The organism is Kineococcus auxinigenes, from assembly GCF_050871525.1.
In the GTDB taxonomy this organism is placed as follows: Bacteria; Actinomycetota; Actinomycetes; order Actinomycetales; family Kineococcaceae; genus Kineococcus.
Map to the genome: position 1 here is coordinate 24392 of NZ_JBKBCT010000020.1, position 17547 is coordinate 41938.

Annotated in this window: 19 protein-coding genes; 3 read left to right on the top strand and 16 right to left on the bottom strand. The window is 77.8% G+C overall.

Annotation, left to right across the window (positions count from 1 at the left end):
* Positions 1 to 29 precede the first annotated feature (29 nt).
* On the top strand, positions 30 to 527 hold the full coding sequence (locus tag ACRYR9_RS08090) for a DUF456 domain-containing protein (RefSeq protein WP_432494624.1): 498 nt from the start codon (positions 30 to 32) through the stop codon (positions 525 to 527).
* A gap of 3 nt (positions 528 to 530) precedes the next feature.
* Here ACRYR9_RS08090 and ACRYR9_RS08095 read toward each other — a convergent pair whose 3' ends face one another.
* The 9 genes from ACRYR9_RS08095 to ACRYR9_RS08135 form a co-directional block, all read right to left on the bottom strand.
* Positions 531 to 1871, bottom strand: coding sequence for an MFS transporter (locus tag ACRYR9_RS08095; protein ID WP_432494622.1), 1341 nt, complete (start codon positions 1869 to 1871; stop codon positions 531 to 533).
* Complete coding sequence (locus ACRYR9_RS08100; RefSeq protein ID WP_432494620.1) at positions 1864 to 4395, bottom strand: AMP-binding protein; 2532 nt, start codon at positions 4393 to 4395, stop codon at positions 1864 to 1866. Before ACRYR9_RS08100 ends, ACRYR9_RS08095 begins: the two co-directional genes overlap by 8 nt.
* A 113-nt stretch (positions 4396 to 4508) precedes the next feature.
* A complete protein-coding gene (locus ACRYR9_RS08105; protein ID WP_432494618.1) occupies positions 4509 to 5009 on the bottom strand; it encodes a hypothetical protein in 501 nt (166 codons plus the stop codon).
* 103 nt (positions 5010 to 5112) lie between these two features.
* Positions 5113 to 6648: an RNA polymerase sigma factor gene (locus ACRYR9_RS08110; protein WP_432494616.1), complete on the bottom strand. Its 1536-nt coding sequence runs from the start codon at positions 6646 to 6648 to the stop codon at positions 5113 to 5115.
* 239 nt (positions 6649 to 6887) lie between these two features.
* Positions 6888 to 7289: a universal stress protein gene (locus ACRYR9_RS08115; RefSeq protein WP_432494614.1), complete on the bottom strand. Its 402-nt coding sequence runs from the start codon at positions 7287 to 7289 to the stop codon at positions 6888 to 6890.
* Positions 7290 to 7460: 171 nt separating this feature from the next.
* Positions 7461 to 8672 (bottom strand): DUF4192 family protein, encoded by a 1212-nt coding sequence (locus tag ACRYR9_RS08120; protein ID WP_432494612.1) that lies wholly within the window; start codon positions 8670 to 8672, stop codon positions 7461 to 7463.
* Positions 8673 to 8740: 68 nt separating this feature from the next.
* On the bottom strand, positions 8741 to 9166 hold the full coding sequence (locus ACRYR9_RS08125) for a YkvA family protein (RefSeq protein ID WP_432494610.1): 426 nt from the start codon (positions 9164 to 9166) through the stop codon (positions 8741 to 8743).
* Positions 9163 to 9870 (bottom strand): EcsC family protein, encoded by a 708-nt coding sequence (locus ACRYR9_RS08130; RefSeq protein ID WP_432494608.1) that lies wholly within the window; start codon positions 9868 to 9870, stop codon positions 9163 to 9165. The genes ACRYR9_RS08125 and ACRYR9_RS08130 overlap by 4 nt, the downstream gene beginning before the upstream one ends.
* A gap of 117 nt (positions 9871 to 9987) precedes the next feature.
* Positions 9988 to 10215 carry a hypothetical protein gene (locus ACRYR9_RS08135; protein WP_432494606.1) on the bottom strand — a complete coding sequence of 76 codons (228 nt, stop codon included), beginning with the start codon at positions 10213 to 10215 and terminating at the stop codon, positions 9988 to 9990.
* A 76-nt stretch (positions 10216 to 10291) separates the two neighbouring features.
* On the opposite strand from ACRYR9_RS08135, the gene ACRYR9_RS08140 reads away from it, so the two are divergent.
* Complete coding sequence (locus tag ACRYR9_RS08140; RefSeq protein WP_432494604.1) at positions 10292 to 11176, top strand: spermidine synthase; 885 nt, start codon at positions 10292 to 10294, stop codon at positions 11174 to 11176.
* A complete protein-coding gene (locus ACRYR9_RS08145; RefSeq protein ID WP_432494602.1) occupies positions 11173 to 11886 on the top strand; it encodes a DedA family protein in 714 nt (237 codons plus the stop codon). Before ACRYR9_RS08140 ends, ACRYR9_RS08145 begins: the two co-directional genes overlap by 4 nt.
* Here ACRYR9_RS08145 and ACRYR9_RS08150 read toward each other — a convergent pair.
* From ACRYR9_RS08150 to ACRYR9_RS08180, 7 genes are all read right to left on the bottom strand, one after another.
* The gene (locus tag ACRYR9_RS08150) at positions 11883 to 13268 is read right to left on the bottom strand and encodes an MFS transporter (RefSeq protein ID WP_432494600.1); all 1386 of its coding nucleotides are present in this window, start codon (positions 13266 to 13268) and stop codon (positions 11883 to 11885) included. The genes ACRYR9_RS08145 and ACRYR9_RS08150 overlap by 4 nt on opposite strands.
* Positions 13265 to 13918 (bottom strand): GntR family transcriptional regulator, encoded by a 654-nt coding sequence (locus ACRYR9_RS08155; RefSeq protein WP_432494598.1) that lies wholly within the window; start codon positions 13916 to 13918, stop codon positions 13265 to 13267. The genes ACRYR9_RS08150 and ACRYR9_RS08155 overlap by 4 nt, the downstream gene beginning before the upstream one ends.
* A 33-nt stretch (positions 13919 to 13951) precedes the next feature.
* Entirely contained in the window at positions 13952 to 14656 is a 705-nt protein-coding gene (locus ACRYR9_RS08160) for a UdgX family uracil-DNA binding protein (protein ID WP_432494596.1), read from the bottom strand.
* A gap of 83 nt (positions 14657 to 14739) precedes the next feature.
* Positions 14740 to 14886, bottom strand: coding sequence for a hypothetical protein (locus ACRYR9_RS08165; protein ID WP_432494594.1), 147 nt, complete (start codon positions 14884 to 14886; stop codon positions 14740 to 14742).
* 166 nt (positions 14887 to 15052) lie between these two features.
* Positions 15053 to 16126: a PfkB family carbohydrate kinase gene (locus ACRYR9_RS08170; RefSeq protein WP_432494592.1), complete on the bottom strand. Its 1074-nt coding sequence runs from the start codon at positions 16124 to 16126 to the stop codon at positions 15053 to 15055.
* 51 nt (positions 16127 to 16177) lie between these two features.
* The gene (locus ACRYR9_RS08175) at positions 16178 to 16699 is read right to left on the bottom strand and encodes a SigE family RNA polymerase sigma factor (RefSeq protein WP_432494590.1); all 522 of its coding nucleotides are present in this window, start codon (positions 16697 to 16699) and stop codon (positions 16178 to 16180) included.
* Positions 16696 to 17505 carry a hypothetical protein gene (locus tag ACRYR9_RS08180; protein WP_432494588.1) on the bottom strand — a complete coding sequence of 270 codons (810 nt, stop codon included), beginning with the start codon at positions 17503 to 17505 and terminating at the stop codon, positions 16696 to 16698. Before ACRYR9_RS08180 ends, ACRYR9_RS08175 begins: the two co-directional genes overlap by 4 nt.
* Between the last annotated feature and the right edge of the window lie 42 nt (positions 17506 to 17547).

Here is a 17547-nt window from a genome sequence, read left to right on the forward strand (position 1 = left end):
GCAGGACCGACGAGCCCGGCGCCACCCCCGTGGGTGACGCCGGGCTCGTCGTCGTCGCCCTCGCCGTCGCGGTGGGCCTCGTCGGCGTCGTCGTGCCCGTCCTGCCGGGCACCGTCCTCATCGGCCTGGCCGTGCTGGTGTGGGCCGTCGTGCAGGGCGGGGCCGCCTGGGCGTTCTTCGCCGGCGTCGCGGCGCTGCTCGTGGCCGGGCAGGTCGCCATGTACCTCGTCCCCGGCCGGCGCCTGAGCCGCGCCGGGATCCCCCGCTCCACCCTGCTGCTCGGCGGCGCGCTCGGCGTCGTCGGGTTCTTCGTCGTGCCCGTCCTGGGCCTGCCGCTGGGCTTCGTGCTCGGCGTCTTCCTCGCCGAGCTCGCCCGCTCCTCCCGCGCCCGCCTCGGTGCGCGCAGCGCGTGGTCCTCGACCGTGCAGGCGCTCAAGGGCGTGGGGCTCAGCGTCGCCATCGAGGGCCTGGCCGGGACGCTGGCCGCCGCGGTGTGGGTGGCCGGGGCGCTCGCCCTGCGGGCCTGAGCCTCAGCCCTGCACGAGGCGCCGGCCGCCCGTCTCGCGCACCAGCAGCGCCCCGGCGAGCGAGATCAGCGCCGCCGCGCTGCAGTACCAGACGAAGCTGGCTCCCGAACCGGTCGCCCGGAACAGCCAGGCCACCACGAGCGGCGCCGTACCGCCCAGCAGGGCGTTGGCCAGGGTGTAGCTGATCGACAGCCCCGTGAACCGCACCGGCGTGGGGAACAGCTCGGCCAGCACTGCCGGCACCAGACCCATGAGCGGTGCCACCGCCAGGCCGAACAGCCCCTGCCCCAGCGCGATCGCCCAGAAGGAGCCGCGCACGTCCAGCAGGTAGGCCGGCAACGGGCACAGCACCAGCGCCACCGCGCCCACCAGCAGGAACGGCCGGCGCGCCGTGGCGTCCGACAGCCGGCCGAAGAGCAGGCTCGCCGCGGCGAAGACCGCGATGCCCACGAGGTTGCCGCCCAGCGCGGTGGTCAGCGGCACCCCGGCGGCCGTGGCGAGGAACGTGGGCACGTAGTTCTGGAACACGTACATGCTCAGCGTCGCGCCCGACACGAGGGCGGCACCGACCAGGACCGGGCGGCGGTGCGAGCGCAGCACCTCCGCTGCGGGTGCCCGGCGCGTCCGGGCGGCGCTCGCGCGCACCCGCTGGAACTCCGGCGTCTCCTCCAGCTGCAGCCGCAGGCACAGGCCGACCAGGCCCAGCGGCAGCGCCAGCGCGAACGGCACCCGCCAGCCCCACGTGAACAGCGTCTGCGGCGACAGCGAGGCCAGCAGCACCGCCACGGTCGCCAGCGCCGAGCCGATGCCGATCGTCGCGGTCTGCCAGGCGCCGAACCACCCGCGACGGCCCTCGGGCGCGTACTCGACCAGGAACGTCGCCGAGCCGCCGTACTCACCCCCGGCGCAGAAGCCCTGCACCGCCCGCAGCACCAGCAGCAGCGCCGGAGCCAGCAGGCCCGCCCGGGCGTGGGTGGGCAGCACCGCGATCAGCGCGGTGGCCAGCGCCATCGCCAGCACCGACCCGGCCAGCACGTCGCGACGGCCCACCCGGTCACCGACGTGGCTGAGCACCAGCGCCCCCACGGGCCGGGCCAGGAACGCCACCCCGAAGGTCGCGAAGGTCGCCAGGACCGCCGTGCCGGGGTCCTGCTGCGGGAAGAACACCTGCGCCAGCACGAACGCCGACGCGCCGTACAGCACGAAGTCGTACCACTCGATGACGTTGCCCACCGACGCCGCCACGAGCGCGCGCCGCGACGAGCCGCGCCCCGGCACGCCGTGCAGCCGCGGCGGCGCCACGAACCGGGCCGACGGCTCCGGCGTCCTCGTCCCCTCAACCACGGACGGCCTCCTCCTCGCTCGGGCGCCCCGCCAGGGTGCGGGTGCGCTGGGGACGGGTGCCCGCCAGGGCACCCGCGACGACGTCGGCGAGCGCCGCGACGGACGGCTCGCGCAGCACGGACAGGTGGGTGCCGGGCACCTCCTGCAGCTCCCAGGGACCCGTCAGCCACTCGCCCCAGCCCCGGGCGCGCCCGCCGCCCGGCTCGTCGGCGGCCACCACGACGACGGTGCGGCCGTCCCAGGTGCGGCCCCGGTGGCGGCGGCCGAGCACCACCCCCTGCTGGTGGAAGCGGCGGGAGCGCTCCTCACCGGGACCGCCCACCAGACCGGTCAGGGCCAGGCCGGCGGCGTGGCGCAGCCGCTGCGACGGGCTGCGCCGAGGCGCCGCGGGGCCGTGCCCGGGGGCGAAGCAGTCGACGACGACGACGAGCTCGACCTGCTCGCCCGCCGCGCGCAGCAGGTGGGCCACCTCCAGGGCCAGCAGCGCGCCCAGCGAGTGCCCGGCCAGGCGGTACGGGCCGCGGGGCTGCACCCGCCGGACGGCCGCCAGGTGGCGGCGCGCTGCGCGGGCCAGGCTCCAGTCGGGCACCCCGCCGGTCTCCAGCCGGTGCGCCTGCAGCGCGTGCACGGGGCAGACCCCGCTCAGCCGGCGCGCCAGCGGGAGGAAGCCGATGGCCAGGCCGCCGGCGCCGGCGATGCAGAACAGGGGCGGGGCGTCCACGGCCGGCACCAGCGCAGCGGTCCCGGGAGCCGGGCGGGCGCGCCCCGGACCGGCGCGGTGCCGGGCGGCGAAGAGGGCCGGGGTGGGTGCGGCGAGCAGGTCCGCCGCGGTGGCGCGCACGCCGCAGTCGTCGTGCAGGAGGGTCAGCAGGTGCTCCACGTCCAGGGAGTCGCCACCGAGCTCGAAGAAGTCGTCGTGGCGCCCGAGGCCGGTCAGCTCCAGCACGTGGCCCCACGTCTCGGCCAGCGCCCGCTCCCAGTCCCCCACGGGCTCCTCGTGCACCGCACCGGCGGCCGGCGCGGGCAGCCGGGAGCGGTCGACCTTGCCGCGCTCGGTGCGCGGCAGCTCCGCCAGCGGCAGCACGAGCTCGGGCACCGCCGGTGCCGGCAGCGCGGCGCGGGCGTGGGCGCGCAGCAGCGCCGGGCGCAGGCGCGCGCCCCGCCGGGGCACGACGTGGGCGACGAGGCGGTCACGGCCCTCCCGCCCGCCCGCGGCACCGCCCGCGTGGGCGACGACCACGACCTCGGCGACGTCGGGGTGGGTCAGCAGCACCGCCTCCACCTCCGCCGGGTCGACCCGGTGCCCGCGCACCTTCACGGTCAGGTCCATCCGCCCCAGCAGCTCCAGGCAGCCGTCGGCGCGCACCCTGGCGCGGTCGCGGGTGCGCACCAGGTGGCGGCCGTCGGCCAGGTCCTCGAAGCGCTCGGCGGTGCGCACCGGGTCGCGCCAGTACCCGCTGGGCAGGTACCTCGAGACAACCACGAGCTCACCGGCCTCCCCCGGAGCGGCTTCGCCGCCGTCGGCGCGCTCCACGCGCAGCTCCCGGTCGGCGACGGGCCAGCCGGCGGGCACGGCCGGTGCGCCGCCCAGCGCCTCGGCGTCCACCCGGAAGCTGGTCAGCAGCGCGGTCTCCGAGGAACCGAGCACGTTGAGCAGGGTGCAGCCGGGCGGCAGGGCGGCCGCGACGGCGCGCGCGTCGGCGCTGAGGAAGCGCTCCCCGCCGCTGCGCACGAGCCGCAGCGTGGGGGGCAGCGCAGCACCGGGGACGTCGACGAGGGTGCGCAGCAGGCCGGGAGTCGCCGCCAGGACGGTCGTGGCGTGCCCGGCCAGCTCGCGCAGCAGGGCCGTCGCCCCCAGGGCGCGCGGGTCCAGCAGGTGGGCGGTGGCTCCGGTGAGCAACCCGGAGACGAGTTCCGCCAGGCCCAGGCCGAAGGCCGCGGGCAGCAGCACCGCCAGGGCGTCGTCGGGGCGGCACCAGTCCGCGTCGGCGCGCAGCCAGGCGTCGTGCAGGGTGAGCCGTCCCGAGCACACCACGCCCTGGGGGCGGCCGGTGGTGCCGGAGGTGAAGACGATCGTCGCCGGGGCGTCCGGGTCCGGTGCGGGCAGGGCGCGGCTCGCGGGCGCGGCGGGCTGCTCCACCGGCACCGGTCGCAGGCCCAGTGCCACAGCCCGCGCGGAGGTGGCGCCGTCCACCACGCAGCAGCGGGCCCCGGCGGTGTCGACGACGGCGGCGAGCCGGGGACCGGGGGCGGCCGCGTCCAGGGCCACCATCGGACGTCCGGAGAGCAGGACGCCGACGGCGGCGACGGCCACGGCCTCCCCGTGCCCGAGCAGGACCGCCACGGGCTCTCCCGCCGGCACGCCGGCCAGCGCGTGCGCGAGGGCGTGCGCCCGCACGTCGAGCTCGGCGTAGGTCAGCGCGCTCGTCCCGGCCACGACCGCGGGGCGCTCAGCGGCGGCGGCGACGACGGAGCGCCAGCGCTCGGCGATGCCGGCGTCCACGGCGCACCGGGGGAAGTCCACGGCGTTCCTCCTGCCTGACCGGCCGGTCGCGGTCGATCGTCCGCGTGTGCGCAGACGATGGCAGGCGGGGGCGTGCCGGGTGGCGGTTTTCCGCGGATCGGTCCCCCGGGGGTTCACCCCGCGGCGGGTGGTCCCGCCCGGCGCGAGGTGCCGGCACCACCGCCCGCACCACCACCGCCCGCACCACCACCGAGGTCGGCGAGACGCCGGTGCAGCAGCTCGGCGAGCTCCACGGACTCCCCGTCGCGCGCGCCGCGGCCCACGTGCAGCGGTGGGTCGCTCGCCGGTGGGTCCACCCCCAGCAACCGCTCGCGCAGGCCGCCGCTCACCGTCAGGACGTGGAAGGTGCCGTCCACGGTGACGGCGAGGGACTCGTCGCGGCGCAGGTACCAGCCCCGCAGCGGCGTGCGGGCGCGCCCCGCCCCGACCCGCGCTCGCAGGGGCACCGGGGCGGCGCCGAGGCGGCGCACCTCGGCGACGAACAGCTCGAGCAGGCGGTGGGCCTCGGCCGCCTCCGCGGCGCGGGCGCGCTCGGCCGCCGCGGCGTGGGCGGCGGCCGTCTCGGTCCGCTCGCGCCGCCACCGCTCCCGCTCGCCCGACGCTCCCTCCGGCACCCGCCGCACGCTAGCCGGACCAGGGCCCGGTGCGGACCCCGGGACGCACCTCGGCCCCCGGTCCGCACGAGGCGGTCCGGGGGCCGAGGTGCACCGGCGCGGGTCAGTCCAGGTAGTCGCGCAGCACCTGGCTGCGCGAGGGGTGGCGCAGCTTGGACATCGTCTTGGACTCGATCTGGCGGATCCGCTCACGCGTGACGCCGTAGACCTTGCCGATCTCGTCCAGCGTCTTCGGCTGCCCGTCGGTCAGCCCGAAGCGCATCGAGACCACGCCCGCCTCGCGCTCGGAGAGGGTGTCCAGCACCGAGTGCAGCTGCTCCTGCAGCAGCGTGAAGCTGACCGCGTCGGCCGGCACGACCGCCTCGGAGTCCTCGATGAGGTCGCCGAACTCGCTGTCGCCGTCCTCGCCCAGCGGCGTGTGCAGCGAGATCGGCTCGCGGCCGTACTTCTGGACCTCCACGACCTTCTCCGGGGTCATGTCGAGCTCCTTGGCGAGCTCCTCCGGAGTGGGCTCGCGGCCCAGGTCCTGCAGCATCTGCCGCTGCACGCGGGCGAGCTTGTTGATGACCTCGACCATGTGCACCGGGATGCGGATGGTGCGGGCCTGGTCGGCCATCGCGCGGGTGATGGCCTGGCGGATCCACCACGTCGCGTAGGTGGAGAACTTGTAGCCCTTGGTGTAGTCGAACTTCTCCACCGCGCGGATCAGGCCCAGGTTGCCCTCCTGGATCAGGTCCAGGAAGAGCATGCCGCGGCCGGTGTAGCGCTTGGCCAGGGACACGACCAGGCGCAGGTTCGCCTCGAGCAGGTGGTTCTTGGCGCGGCGGCCGTCCTCGGCGATCCACCACAGCTCCCGCTTGGTGATCGGGTCCATGCTCTCGCCGGAGTGCAGCTTCTCCTCGGCGAACAGGCCGGCCTCGATGCGCTTGGCGAGCTCGACCTCCTGCTCGGCGTTGAGGAGGGCGACCTTGCCGATCTGCTTGAGGTAGTCCTTGACCGGGTCGGCGGTGGCGCCGGCGGTGGCGACCTGCTGGGCGGGGGCGTCGTCGTCGTCGTCGGTCAGCACGAAGCCGCCGGCGGTCTTCTTGGCCCCGGGCGCCTCCTCGGCGGCCTCCTCGACCACGGCGTCGTCGTCGACGACGAGGTCCTCCACCTTGACGTCCTCCGCCGGCTCCTCACCGGCGGCACCGTCACCGGGGGCGGCCTTGGCGGCGGGCGCCGCCGTCTTGGCCGCGGACTTCGCCGCGGTCTTGGCGGTGGTCCTGGTCGCCGTCTTGGCGGCGGGCTTGGCCTTGGCCGCCGGCGCCGCAGCGGACTCGCCGTCGACCGGGGCGGCGGCGCGCTTGGCCGCCGGGCGGGCCGGCTTGGTGGCCGTGGCGGTGGAGGTGGAGCGGCGCGTGGAGGAGGCCGCGACGGCGCGCTTGGACGCGGCCTCGGGGACGCGCACGGTGATGCCGGCGTCGTCGAGGGCGCGCAGCACCGCCTTCATGCGCTGCACGGGCAGCTGGGCGTCCTCGCACGCGGTGCGCACGGCGTGGGCGTCGACGAACCCGTGGGTGGTGCCGTGCTGCAGGAGCTCCTGGAAGGGAGCGGAAGCGAACTCGGGCGGGAGCGGCCGGGATGTCGATACCGACGACACGGACTGCCTTTCGTCGTGGGCGGAACGGGACTGCGCGGGCAGCAGCCGACAAGGTCAACACCGGCGGGCACCGTTGCATGCCCACTGAGGACGACAAACGCCGATTGTGGCACGACGGGAGCCGTCCCGGCGTACCGCGGCACCCGCGCGCGCCTCTGCAGCCCCCCGCACGGCCCTTCCGGGACCGCTGTCGCGGCCCGTCCCGCGGGGCGCCCGGCGCCGTCGCGCACCCGGCGCGCTCAGTCCTCCGGCTTGACCGCCAGGACGGGGCACGGGGCGTCCAGCAGGATGCGCTGGGCGCTCGCTCCGAGGATGAGCTTGCCCACGGGGGTGCGCCGGCGCAGGCCGATGACGATCAGGCCCGCCCCGGAGCTCTCCGCGGCCTCGATGAGGTCCTCGGCGGGGTCCTCGCTGTCGGGGACCTCGCGCAGCTCGTGCCCCAGACCCGCCTCGTCCAGGCGGGCGCGCACGGCCTCGTGCGCGGCCCGCAACTGCTCGGCCTCCTGCGGGTCGGCCTCCTTGCCGGGCCGGCGGCTGTGCACGACCACCAGCGGCTGCCCCAGCCGGGCGGCGGCGGCTCCGGCCTGCTCCAGCGCGGCGCGCCCCTCCGGGTTGGCCACGTACCCGACGACGATCCCCATGCGCACACCCTCCTGGACCCTGCTGCGACGCGCGGTCCCGCCCCAGCGCGGACCGCACCTGCCGACGGCCCCGTCCCACCTCTGCGCGGTCCGGGTGCAGCCGCGGTGACCGTACTAGACACCCCGTGCCGCGACGCGCGCGAGCCCCTGGCGCGCCGAGGCGGCGGCTCCTCAGCGGGCGGCGCCCCCGCGCGGCGGCAGGCCCACCCGCAGCGCCGCGGTGACGAGCCCGGCGAGCCGGTGGTCCGGGTCGGCCTCCAGCGCCGCCGCGGCGCAGGCACCGGCGCGCACCCCGTCCCCGACGGACCAGTACGCCCAGCCGGCCAGCGCCCACGCGGCGGCTCCGGGGGCTCCGGGCGCGTGGCGGGCCAGGTCCACCGCGAGCGCGGCCGCGGCCACCGTCCGGGGGCGGTCGTGGTCGGCGTCCAGGGCGCGGTGCACGAGGTCGGCGGCGGGACCCCCACCGGCGGGGCCCCCACCGGCGCCGGGCGCGTGGACGAGGGCGGCCACGGCGGGGGCGCGCAGGTGCGCGGGTGCGCCGGTGAGCAGCGCCGCGTCCCGCACCGGCACGTCCTGCAGGGCGGCCAGCAGGCGACCGGCGACGGCGGGGTCGGGCAGCGCGGGGGCGGCGGGCGGCAGGTGCCGCCGCACCTCGCGCTCGAACTCGGCCAGGGCCCGCAGCCGGCGCTGCGGGGTCCACGCTCCCCGCCCGGCGGCCCGGCGCGCCGCACCGGCGGCGCGCAGGCGCTCGGGCGGCAGCGGGGTGCGCTCGGGCAGCAGAGCGTCGCGGTCGGCGAGGGCGGACAGGCCCCGCCCGACGGCCTCCGCCGCCACCCGCCCGGCGCCGGGGGTCAGCAGCGGCAGGCCCTCGGGCGGGCAGCAGCGCGCGTCGGCGCAGCTCAGGGAACGCCAGCGCCCGCCCGCGACGAGGAGCGCCTCACCGGCGGTGGAGCCCGTCGCTCGCAGCCCGGTGAGGGCGGCCGCCACCGCGGCGGCACCGGCGGCACCGGCGCGGAGCACCGCGGGCTCCGGGGACGCCGGTGCCGCCGCCAGACCCGTCTCGTCGTAGCAGGCCACCACGACGGGCGGGGTGGGCGCGGACGGCCCCGCGACCGCCCGGACGCGCAGCAGGCGGTCGACGGCCCCGGCGGCCGCCGTCTCGGCGAGCCGCTCCAGCACCGGCGGTTCGGCCGGACCGGGCAGGTCGACGCGCACCACGGCGCCGAGGCGAGCCCGGTCCCCCGCCCCCTCCTCGGCCGTCCGCAGCTCCAGCAGGACGAGGCTGTGCCGGGGGTGGAAGCCCAGCCGGTACGGCAGCACGGCGAGCAGTTCCCCGGGACCGGACAGGACGAGCGGGGGCTGGGGCGCGGCGTCGGTGGTCACGGGCCCACTGTGCCCACCGGGCGCTCCACCGCGGACGCGCCGTCCACAGGCGCGCCCGCTGCGGCGCTTCAGGAGGAGGTGCGCCTCCCGCGGTGCTCCCGACGGGTGCCACCGGGGCCGGTGTCCACGCCCCCGGTCCCGGCGACCCGGCGCGAGCGCCAGAGCGCGTAGTCCTCGGTGGCCGTCAGCAGGGCGCCGGCCACCCAGGCCGCGACCACGGCGTCGTCCAGGACGCCCACCAGCGGCAGCACGGCCTCGGGCACCACGTCGAGCGGCGACAGCAGGTACACCAGACCCGCGGCCGCGCCGGCCAGGCGGGGGCGGCCCGGCCCGCGGTAGCGCCCGCCGACCGAGTCGGACACCATCGCCGGCAGCGAGCGGGCCCGGGCGCCCAGGCCCGGTGTGCCCGGCCGGGTGCCCGAGCGGGCCGTGCGCCACAGGACGGCCAGGGCCGAGCGGCGCCGGTCCACCGGGAACGCCGGGCGGGCGCTCACGGCTCGGTGCGGCCCTCCACGGCCGCGGACACCGGCGGCAGGGCGTGCTCGGCGTGCTTGGCGATGCGGCGCAGCATGAGGGCGTCGGCGCCGGCGCCGACCGCTCCGCCGAGCACCGGCAGCGCTCGGCTGCCGACGCGGACCAGGCCCCCGGTGCCGATGCGGGCCAGCAGGCGGAACCCGACGCCCTTGTTGACGAGCATGAGGACCGCCGGGGGCCAGCGGCGGGTCGCCAGCGAGGCCAGGCGCCCGCCGATGTTCAGGCTGGGCAGACCGGCCGACTTCAGCACGTCGGTGGCGTCGGCGCCCACGAGGGTGAGCAGCACGGCGCTGCGCACCTCGGGCCGGGAGGTGTCGTAGCCGCGCAGCTGCGCCACGGCGGCGACCGCGCGGGTGGCCAGCACGTAGAAGCCGGCGACGTTGGCGGGCAGCGCCACCGGCAGGGTCACCAGGCCGCCCACACCGGTGGCGAAACCGCTGGCGGCCACGAGCCGGGTGTGCCGGCGCACCACGGCGTGCACCGCGGACTCGGTGCTGGGGTGCGCGGCGCGCGCGGCGCGCGCCACCTCGGCGGCCGACGAGAAGGGGCCCGCGCCGTCGATGCCGACCGAGAGCAGCCGTTGCACGAGGGCTGCGGCGCGCGAGTCGTCGGCACCCTGAACGGCCTGCTGGGCGAGGTCCTGCGCTGCGTCTCGGCGTGCCACTGCTCTCGTCCTCCTCCGGCCGGCCGGAGGTGGCCGGGCGCAGGAGACGCTAACCGTCGCGGCCGCGCGACGCTCGCCGGGCGGGCAGCGGGGCGGCCGCGGAGCCTCCCGGGGGCGTCAGCGGGCGGGGTCCTGCTCGCTGAGGTAGGCGGCGACCTCGGCCACGCCCTCCTCGACGTAGCGGCGGCGGGTCCACGCGCGCGGCGCACGGGTGCCCGCGGCGACCGGGGGACGGTCGGCAAGGGGCATGAGGGAGGGGTCCAGCGGGCGGCGGCGGGCGCGGCGCTCCAGGACGAAGGGCACGAGGAAGAGGACGAGCAGGGCGGTCTGCACGAACGTGAACATGGGGACTACCTCGGCACGGCGGGGCGCGGACTTCAGCCCCTCTCGCGAACCCCGCGGGGGCTGGTTGGATCGGCGGGTGCCCCGCTCCCCCCGCCCCCGTCCGGTGCGCCCGGTGCGCGGTCCCGGCAGGCTCCCCGAGCCGGTGGAGGGCGAGGCGCCCATCAGCACCGGCACCGTGCGGCTGGAGCGCGACCGCGACGACCCCGACGGCTGGCTCGTGCTGGTCAACGGGGTGCCCAGCTCCTACGTGGACCTCGCCGACCCGGCGCACCTGGTGTTCGAGTACCAGCAGTGGACGGCGGCCGTGCTGGACGCGGTGCACCCGCCGGGGCCGCTGCGCGTGGTGCACCTGGGCGGGGCGGGGTGCGCCTTCCCCCGGTACGTGGCGGCCACGCGCCCCGGCTCGCGCCAGCTGGTGCTGGAGGTGGACGAGCGGCTGGTGGACCTGGTGCGCCGCAGCTTCGGCGCCACCGGCTCGGCGGGCTTCAAGCTGAAGGTCGCCGACGCGCGCGAGGGCGTCGCAGCGCTGCCGGACGCCACCCAGGACGCGCTGGTGCGCGACGCCTTCGTCCACGACCGGGTGCCCGCCCACCTGGTCACCGTGGAGTTCCTGCGCGACGTGGCCCGCGCGCTGGCGCCGGGCGGGGTGTGGGTGGCCAACCTCGCCGACCGCCCGCCGATGCCGCGCGCGCGGGCGGAGGTGGCCACGGCCGCGGAGGTCTTCGCGCACGTGGCCGTCCTGGCCGAACCGGGGGTCTTCCGCGGGCGCCGCTACGGCAACGCGCTGCTCGTGGCCTCGCAGGAGCCGCTGCCCGAGCAGGCGCTGGTGCGGGCGCTGTCCGGTGGCGCCGCGCCCGCCCGGCTGGTGGCGGGGGCCGACGCCCGGCACTTCGCCGCGGGGGCCAGCGTTGTCACGGACGCCGCCACCTCGACCGATCCCCCGGAGGACACCCCCGCATGAGCTCCCCGCTGCAGACCGCGACCGGCGGCCAGGGCGACGTCGGCGGCCTGACCGGCTTCGTGCTCGACACCGTCGCCACCCTGGGGGCGCCCGGCGTGGGAGCGCTGAGCTTCCTGGAGGTCGTCTTCCCGCCGATCCCCAGCGAGGTGGTGCTGCCGCTGGCCGGCTACCAGGTGCAGCAGGGCCGGGTCAGCCTGCTCTGGGTGGCCGTGCTGTCGGTGCTGGGGGCGTTCCTCGGCTCGCTCCTGCTGTACTGGGTGGGTCGGGCGGTCGGGCTGCGGCGCGCGGCGGCGATCGCCGACCGGATCCCCCTCATGGACGCCGACGACGTGCACCGCTCGTCGGACTGGTTCCGCCGGCACGAGGGCGCCTCGGTGTTCACCGGCCGCTTCGTGCCCGGGGTGCGCAGCCTGATCTCCCTGCCCGCGGGTGCGGCGCACATGCGGCTGTGGAAGTTCTCGCTGCTGACGGTGCTGGGCTCGGGCTTGTGGAACGGCCTGCTCATCGGCCTGGGCATGGCCCTGGGCACCCAGTACCGGCTGGTGGAGCAGTACGGGCAGTACCTCGACTACGTCTTCTACGCGGTGCTCGCCGGGGTCCTGGCGTGGGCGGTGCTGCGGCGGGTGCGCCAGCGGCGCGCGGGGCCGGCGGCCGCGGCGGGCGGCGAGCCGCAGCACCGGGACCGGGACCGGGACCGGGACCGGGACTAGGTCAGCGCGTCGTCCCGGCCGGGGTGCGCGGCGCCGCCGCGGGCGCGACGGGCGGCCGCGTCCCGGCGCACCGCCTCGCGCATCCGGGGCACCACGACGCCCTCCCGCGCCAGCAGCTCGCGGGTGCGCCGGCGGCTGACGACGATGCCCACCACGCCGAGGGCCCACAGCGGGAACTGCACGGCGAAGGCGAGCTTGAAGGCGCCCAGGGAGTACGCGCCGGGGCTGCCGGCGCCCTGCAGGTCCAGGACGACACCGACGGCGAGCACGAGCACCACCGTGGAGGCGAAGCCCATGACGTTGGTCATGCCGGTGGCCCCGCCGAGGCGGTGGGCGGGGTTGGACGTGCGGGCGAAGTCGAAGCCGATCAGCGAGCCGGGCACACCGGTGCCCAGGACGACCACGAGCAGCACGAGCAGCGCCAGGGGCGCGCGGCCGGGCCAGGCCAGCACCGCCGCCCACGCGGCGGCCTGGCCCGCGACGACGGCCAGCACGATCCAGGAGCGGCGCAGCGGGTGGCGGGCCACCAGGGTGCCCATGAGCGGACCGGCGCCCGCCGCGACGACGGTGTAGAGGGTCAGCAGGGCGCCCGCGGTGCCGGTGGACAGCCCCTGCCCGGAGACGAGGAACGGGTAGCCCCACAGCACGGCGAAGGCGTTGCCTGCGAAGGGGGTGGCCCAGTGCGACCACAGCCCCAGCCGGGTGCCGGGGTGGCGCAGCGACTCGCGCAGGTCGCCGGCGACCTGCCGGACCCCGCGGCGGGTGCGGGGGTCGGGCGCGCCGGGCGGCACGTCGCGCAGCACGAGCACCGACAGGACCCCGGCCAGGACGCTGAACGCGGCGAGGCCGGCGTAGGCGGGCGTCCAGCCGGGCCCGTGCAGCAGCGCGGCGAGGGGCACGACGCTGAACACCTGCCCGAGCTGGCCGAACAACCCGACGAGCTGCGTCATCACCGGCACCCGCCGCGGCGGGAACCAGTTGGTGACCAGGCGGACCACGGAGATGAAGGTGGCGGCGTCGCCGGCGCCGACGAGGACGCGCGCGAGCACGGCCTGCCAGGTCTCGGTGCTCAGCGCCAGCAGCAGCTGGCCGGCGCCCATGACGGCGGCGCCCAGGACGACGAGGCGGCGCGGGCCCCAGCGGTCGACGAGGACGCCGACGGGCACCTGCAGCGCCGCGTAGACGAGGAACTGCAGGACGGCGAAGCTGGACAGGGCACCGGCGCCGACGGCGTAGCGCTCCTGCGCCTCCAGCCCGGCGGCGGCCAGGGAGGTGCGGTTGGCGACGGTGACGACGTAGGCGGCGGCACCCACGGCGAAGACCAGCCACGCCCCGCGCACCGCCGTCGCGCCCTCGGCGGTGCTCCGGTGCACACCGCTCACCGGGCCGCTCGCAGCCGCTGCCCGGCGCCGCGCACGTGCTCGCGCACGAGGTGCAGCCAGTGCTCGCGGTCCTCGCCGGCCAGCGCGTCCAGCAGCGCGGCGTGCTGGTCGAGGGTGGTGCCCATGCGCTCGCGGGAGCCGCGCACGATGGCCACGCCCATGCGCATCTGGCGGTCGCGCAGGGTGTCGTAGAGGCCGGCGAGGATCTCGTTGCCGGCGGCGCGCACGACGGTGGCGTGGAAGGCGCGGTCGGCGGCGGTGAAGGCCCAGGCGTCGCCGGCCTCGCGGGCGGCGCGCATGTCGTCCAGGTGAGCGGCCAGCGGGCCGGTCAGCTCGGCGCGCAGGTCCCAGGCGCGCACGGCGGTGTGGACCTCGACGAGCTCGCGGGCCTCCAGGACGTCCTCGACCTCGGCCGGGGACACGGGCACCACCAGGGCGCCGCGCTTGGGGATCAGGTGCACCAGGCCCTCGGCCTGCAGGCGCAGCAGCCCCTCGCGCACGGGGGTGCGCGAGACGCCGACGCGCTCGGCGACCTCCCCCTCGGTGAGCAGGTGCCCGCCGGGCAGGGAGCGGTCGAGGATGGCGGCCTTGACGTCGGCGTAGACGCGGTCGGCAGCGGGCGGAGCGGTGCGCACCTCAGCTGTGTCCATGATGTATCTATCTTGGCACGGCGAGGCCCCCGGTCACGTCAGCGCCCCGGCGGCCACCCGCAGGTCCGCCACCAGCGCCGCGTGCGCGGCCTCCCGCTCGGCCTCCGGCACGCGCAGCACCGCCGAGGGGTGGATCGTGCCCAGGAACGTCTTCTCCCCGCGCGAGGTGACCCGGCGGATCAGCTGCCCGCGGTGCTTCGTGACGCGGAAGCCCTCCGGCAGCAGCGCCCTCGCGGCCGTGGCGCCCAGGCACACCACCACCTCGGGGTCCACCTGCGCCAGCTCCGCCGCCAGCCACGGCCGGCACGCGGTGACGTGCGCGAGGTCGGGCGTCCGGTGGATGCGGCGGCCGGCGCCGGTGCGCTGCTCGAACCGGAAGTGCTTGACGGCGTTGGTGACGTACGTGGTGGCCAGGTCGATGCCGGCCTCGGCCACGGCCCGCTGCAGCAGCCGTCCGGCCGGCCCGACGAAGGGGATCCCCCGGCGGTCCTCCTGGTCGCCCGGCTGCTCGCCCACCAGGGCCAGGCGCCCGTCGGCCGCGCCGGCGGAGAACACGACCTGCGTGGCGGGTTCCCACAGCTCGCAGCCCCGGCACCCGCGCGCCGCCTCGCGCAACCGCTCCACGTCCGCGCCCGGCGGGACCCACTGCGCCGCACCGGGGTGCCCGGGTCGGAGCGGGGCGCCCCGCGGGGTGCCGTCGGGGGTGCTGGTCGCGGTGTCCGGCGCGGGCTCGCTCACCCCCCGATCATGTCCGCGCCCCCGGGCGCTCGCCCGTCGCGGGCGCAGCGGGGCACCCCGTCGCAGCGGGGTGCCCCGGACGCTCAGCGGCCCTTGCGGGACCCGGTGACGCTGTCGGCGACGGCGGCGGCCGCGCCGCGGTCGGCGGACCTGGCCTTCTTGTCCACCCGCTTCTCCTTCAGCGACTTGCCGGCCTTCTTGACGGACCCGTTGCGCGGGGACTTGTCCACGGTGTGCTCCTCGCCGCCCGGCTCGACCGGGCGTGCTCGCGCCTGCTCGGCGCGCGGTCCCGCGTGGTGCCGGCCCGGGGCCCTGGAGTCCCCCGTCGTGGTGCTGCGGGCCGGCGACGGGGCCCCTCGGGCCCCGTGCGGTCCTCCGACGGTACGCCCCGCGGCGTCAGGCGGGGGCCGACGGGGCGCTGGGCCCCACCGGCAGGTCGTTGCGCACCGCGAGCGTCGCCCCGGCCCGGCGCACCGCGCGGCCGTGCTCGGCCGGCAGCACGTCGCGCAGGAACCCGTAGCGGCGCACCAGCTCCGCCGTGGCGGAGGTGCGCGGGCCGAGGCGCACGTGGGACCACCAGTCGGCGATGTCGCCCCAGCCCGGCGCCGACAGCGAACCCCCGAACTGCTGCACGCTCAGCCCCGCGCACAGGTTCGCGAACGCCAGCCGCTGGGCCAGCGGCCAGCCCGCGAGGGTCCCGGTCAGGAAGCCGGCCCCGAACACGTCCCCGGCCCCGGTGGCGTCCAGCGCCTCCACCCGCAGCCCCGGCACCCGGGCGCTCTCCCCCGTCGTCTGGTCCACCGCGAACGCACCGTCCGGGCCGTGGGTGACGACGGCCACCGGCACCCGCTCGGCCAGCGCGGTCACGGCGGCGGCCGGGTCGTCCGTGCGGGTGTAGCGCATCGCCTCCACGTGGTTGGGCAGGAACGCGTAGCAGTGCTCCAGGCCGGCCAGCACGTCCGGGCTCCACTGCGTGGAGGAGTCCCAGCCCACGTCGGCGAAGACCAGGGCGCCCTGGCTCTCGGCCCGCAGCACCCACGGCTGCGGGTCGGCCTCCAGGTGCACCAGGCACGAGCGCGCCGGGGGCACCTCCACCGGGTCCGGGACGGGCGCAGGGTGCTCGTGGGTGACCATCGCCCGGTCGCCGCCGTAGGCGAGGGAGACGGTCACCGGGGAGTGCCAGTCCTCGACGCGGTGGGAGGTGGACAGGTCCACCCCCTCCTGCTGCCCGAGGGTCTCCCAGCAGAACCGCCCGTAGGCGTCGGTGCTGAACGCCGCCGCCAGCGAGGTGCGCAGGCCCAGGCGCGCCGCGGCCACCGCCATGTTCGCGATGCCCCCCGGGCACGAGCCCATGCCGGAGGTCCACACCTCCGTGCCCAGGCGGGGCTCGGCCTCCAGGCCGGTGAAGACGATGTCCAGGAAGACCGTGCCGCGCACGTGGACGTCGAAGGGCGGCGGGTTCTCGGGCACGCCCCCGATGCTGAGTGATCTCGCCGGGCCCCGCAACGGTGCACCCCCGGTTCAGCGCTGCACCGCACCGCGCAGCGCCGCCAGGCCGCGGTGGGCGTTGCTGCGCACCGTGCCGGTGGTGACGTCGAGCAGGTCGGCGATCTGCTCGTCGGCCATGTCCTCGAAGTAGCGCAGCACCAGCACGGTGCGCTGCTTGACCGGCAGCGCGCGCAGCGCGGTGAGCAGCTGGTCACGGTCGGCCAGCTGGGCGCTCGCGTCGGGGCGGGTGCGGCCGGCCGGCTCGGGCAGGTCCTCGCCGGCGGGCCGCTCGCGGCGGGCCGCGCGGCGCCACCAGGACGTGCACGCGTTGACGACCATGCGGTTGACGTACGCCACCGGGTCGTCGGCGCCCGCCACTCGCCACCAGGACAGCAGCGCCTTGGCGAGGACGTCCTGCACGACGTCCTCGGCGGTGTCGGGGTCGCGCAGCAGCCCGCGCGCCAGCCGGACGAGGGCCGGGCCGCGCACGGCCACGAACTCCTCGAACGTCAGCACGCCCGCAGCCTCGCGCAGGGCGGTGCCCGCGGGGCTCACCGGGTCACCTCCCCGGCGGCGCGCTCCAGCGCCTCGGCCGCCAGGTCCTCCAGCTGCCGGGCGACGGCCTCACCGTCGGCCCGGAAGACCTCCGCCTGCAGGTCGACCACGACGTCGCCCTCGCGGGCCACGACGCGCACGCGCCAGTGCGGGTTGTCGCCGAGCAGCACCTGGGCCCAGCCGGTGACCGAGGCGTCCCCGGCACCGGAGCCCTCGCGCACCTGCCAGGGGGTGGACTCCTCCCCGGCTGCGGCGCACCCGGTGGCCTGCTCGCGCACCTGCGCCACGAACTCGCGGGCGCCGCCGTCGCGCAGCAGCAGCAGCCGCTCGGTCACGGCCTGCGGCAGCGGCTGCACGACCGTGGCCGGGACGGACCAGCCCGCCGACCGGCTCGCGACGACCGTCCCGGGGGACGTGAAGGTCTCGTCGCGGCACAGGCCCGCGGGGGCGTCCGCGGCCGACCCGCCCGCCCGGGCCAGGCCCGCGTCGGCGACCGCGCCCGGGAGCACGTCCTGCACGGCGGCGTCGTCGAGCAGCGCCGCGGCGGGCAGCTCGGCGACCACCTCCGGAGAGGCCACCGCGGTCCTCGGCGCGGGTTCGGTGACGGGCAGCCGGGACAGCCCGGCGGGCACCACGAGGGCGACCGCTGCGACCGCCAGGGCGGTGGTGCGCCGTCGGCGGCGCACCGTGCGGGCCCGGTCGCGGGCGGCCGCGGTCAGGGCGACGACGTCGATGCCGGGGTCGCTGCTCCCCAGCGCGCGCAGCGCCCGGCCCAGCGGGTCCTCTCCCCGCGTGTCGTGCTCCATGCGCGCCTCCGTCCCTCGGGCGGCCCGGTCGAGCCGCCGTGC

Coding starts and splice junctions, on each gene's coding strand:
- ACRYR9_RS08115 (WP_432494614.1), bottom strand. CDS start 7,289: ATGGGGATCGTCGTCGGGTACGTGGCCAACCCGGAGGGGCGCGCCGCG.
- ACRYR9_RS08135 (WP_432494606.1), bottom strand. CDS start 10,215: ATGTTCACGTTCGTGCAGACCGCCCTGCTCGTCCTCTTCCTCGTGCCC.
- ACRYR9_RS08145 (WP_432494602.1), top strand. CDS start 11,173: ATGAGCTCCCCGCTGCAGACCGCGACCGGCGGCCAGGGCGACGTCGGC.
- ACRYR9_RS08155 (WP_432494598.1), bottom strand. CDS start 13,918: ATGGACACAGCTGAGGTGCGCACCGCTCCGCCCGCTGCCGACCGCGTC.
- ACRYR9_RS08180 (WP_432494588.1), bottom strand. CDS start 17,505: ATGGAGCACGACACGCGGGGAGAGGACCCGCTGGGCCGGGCGCTGCGC.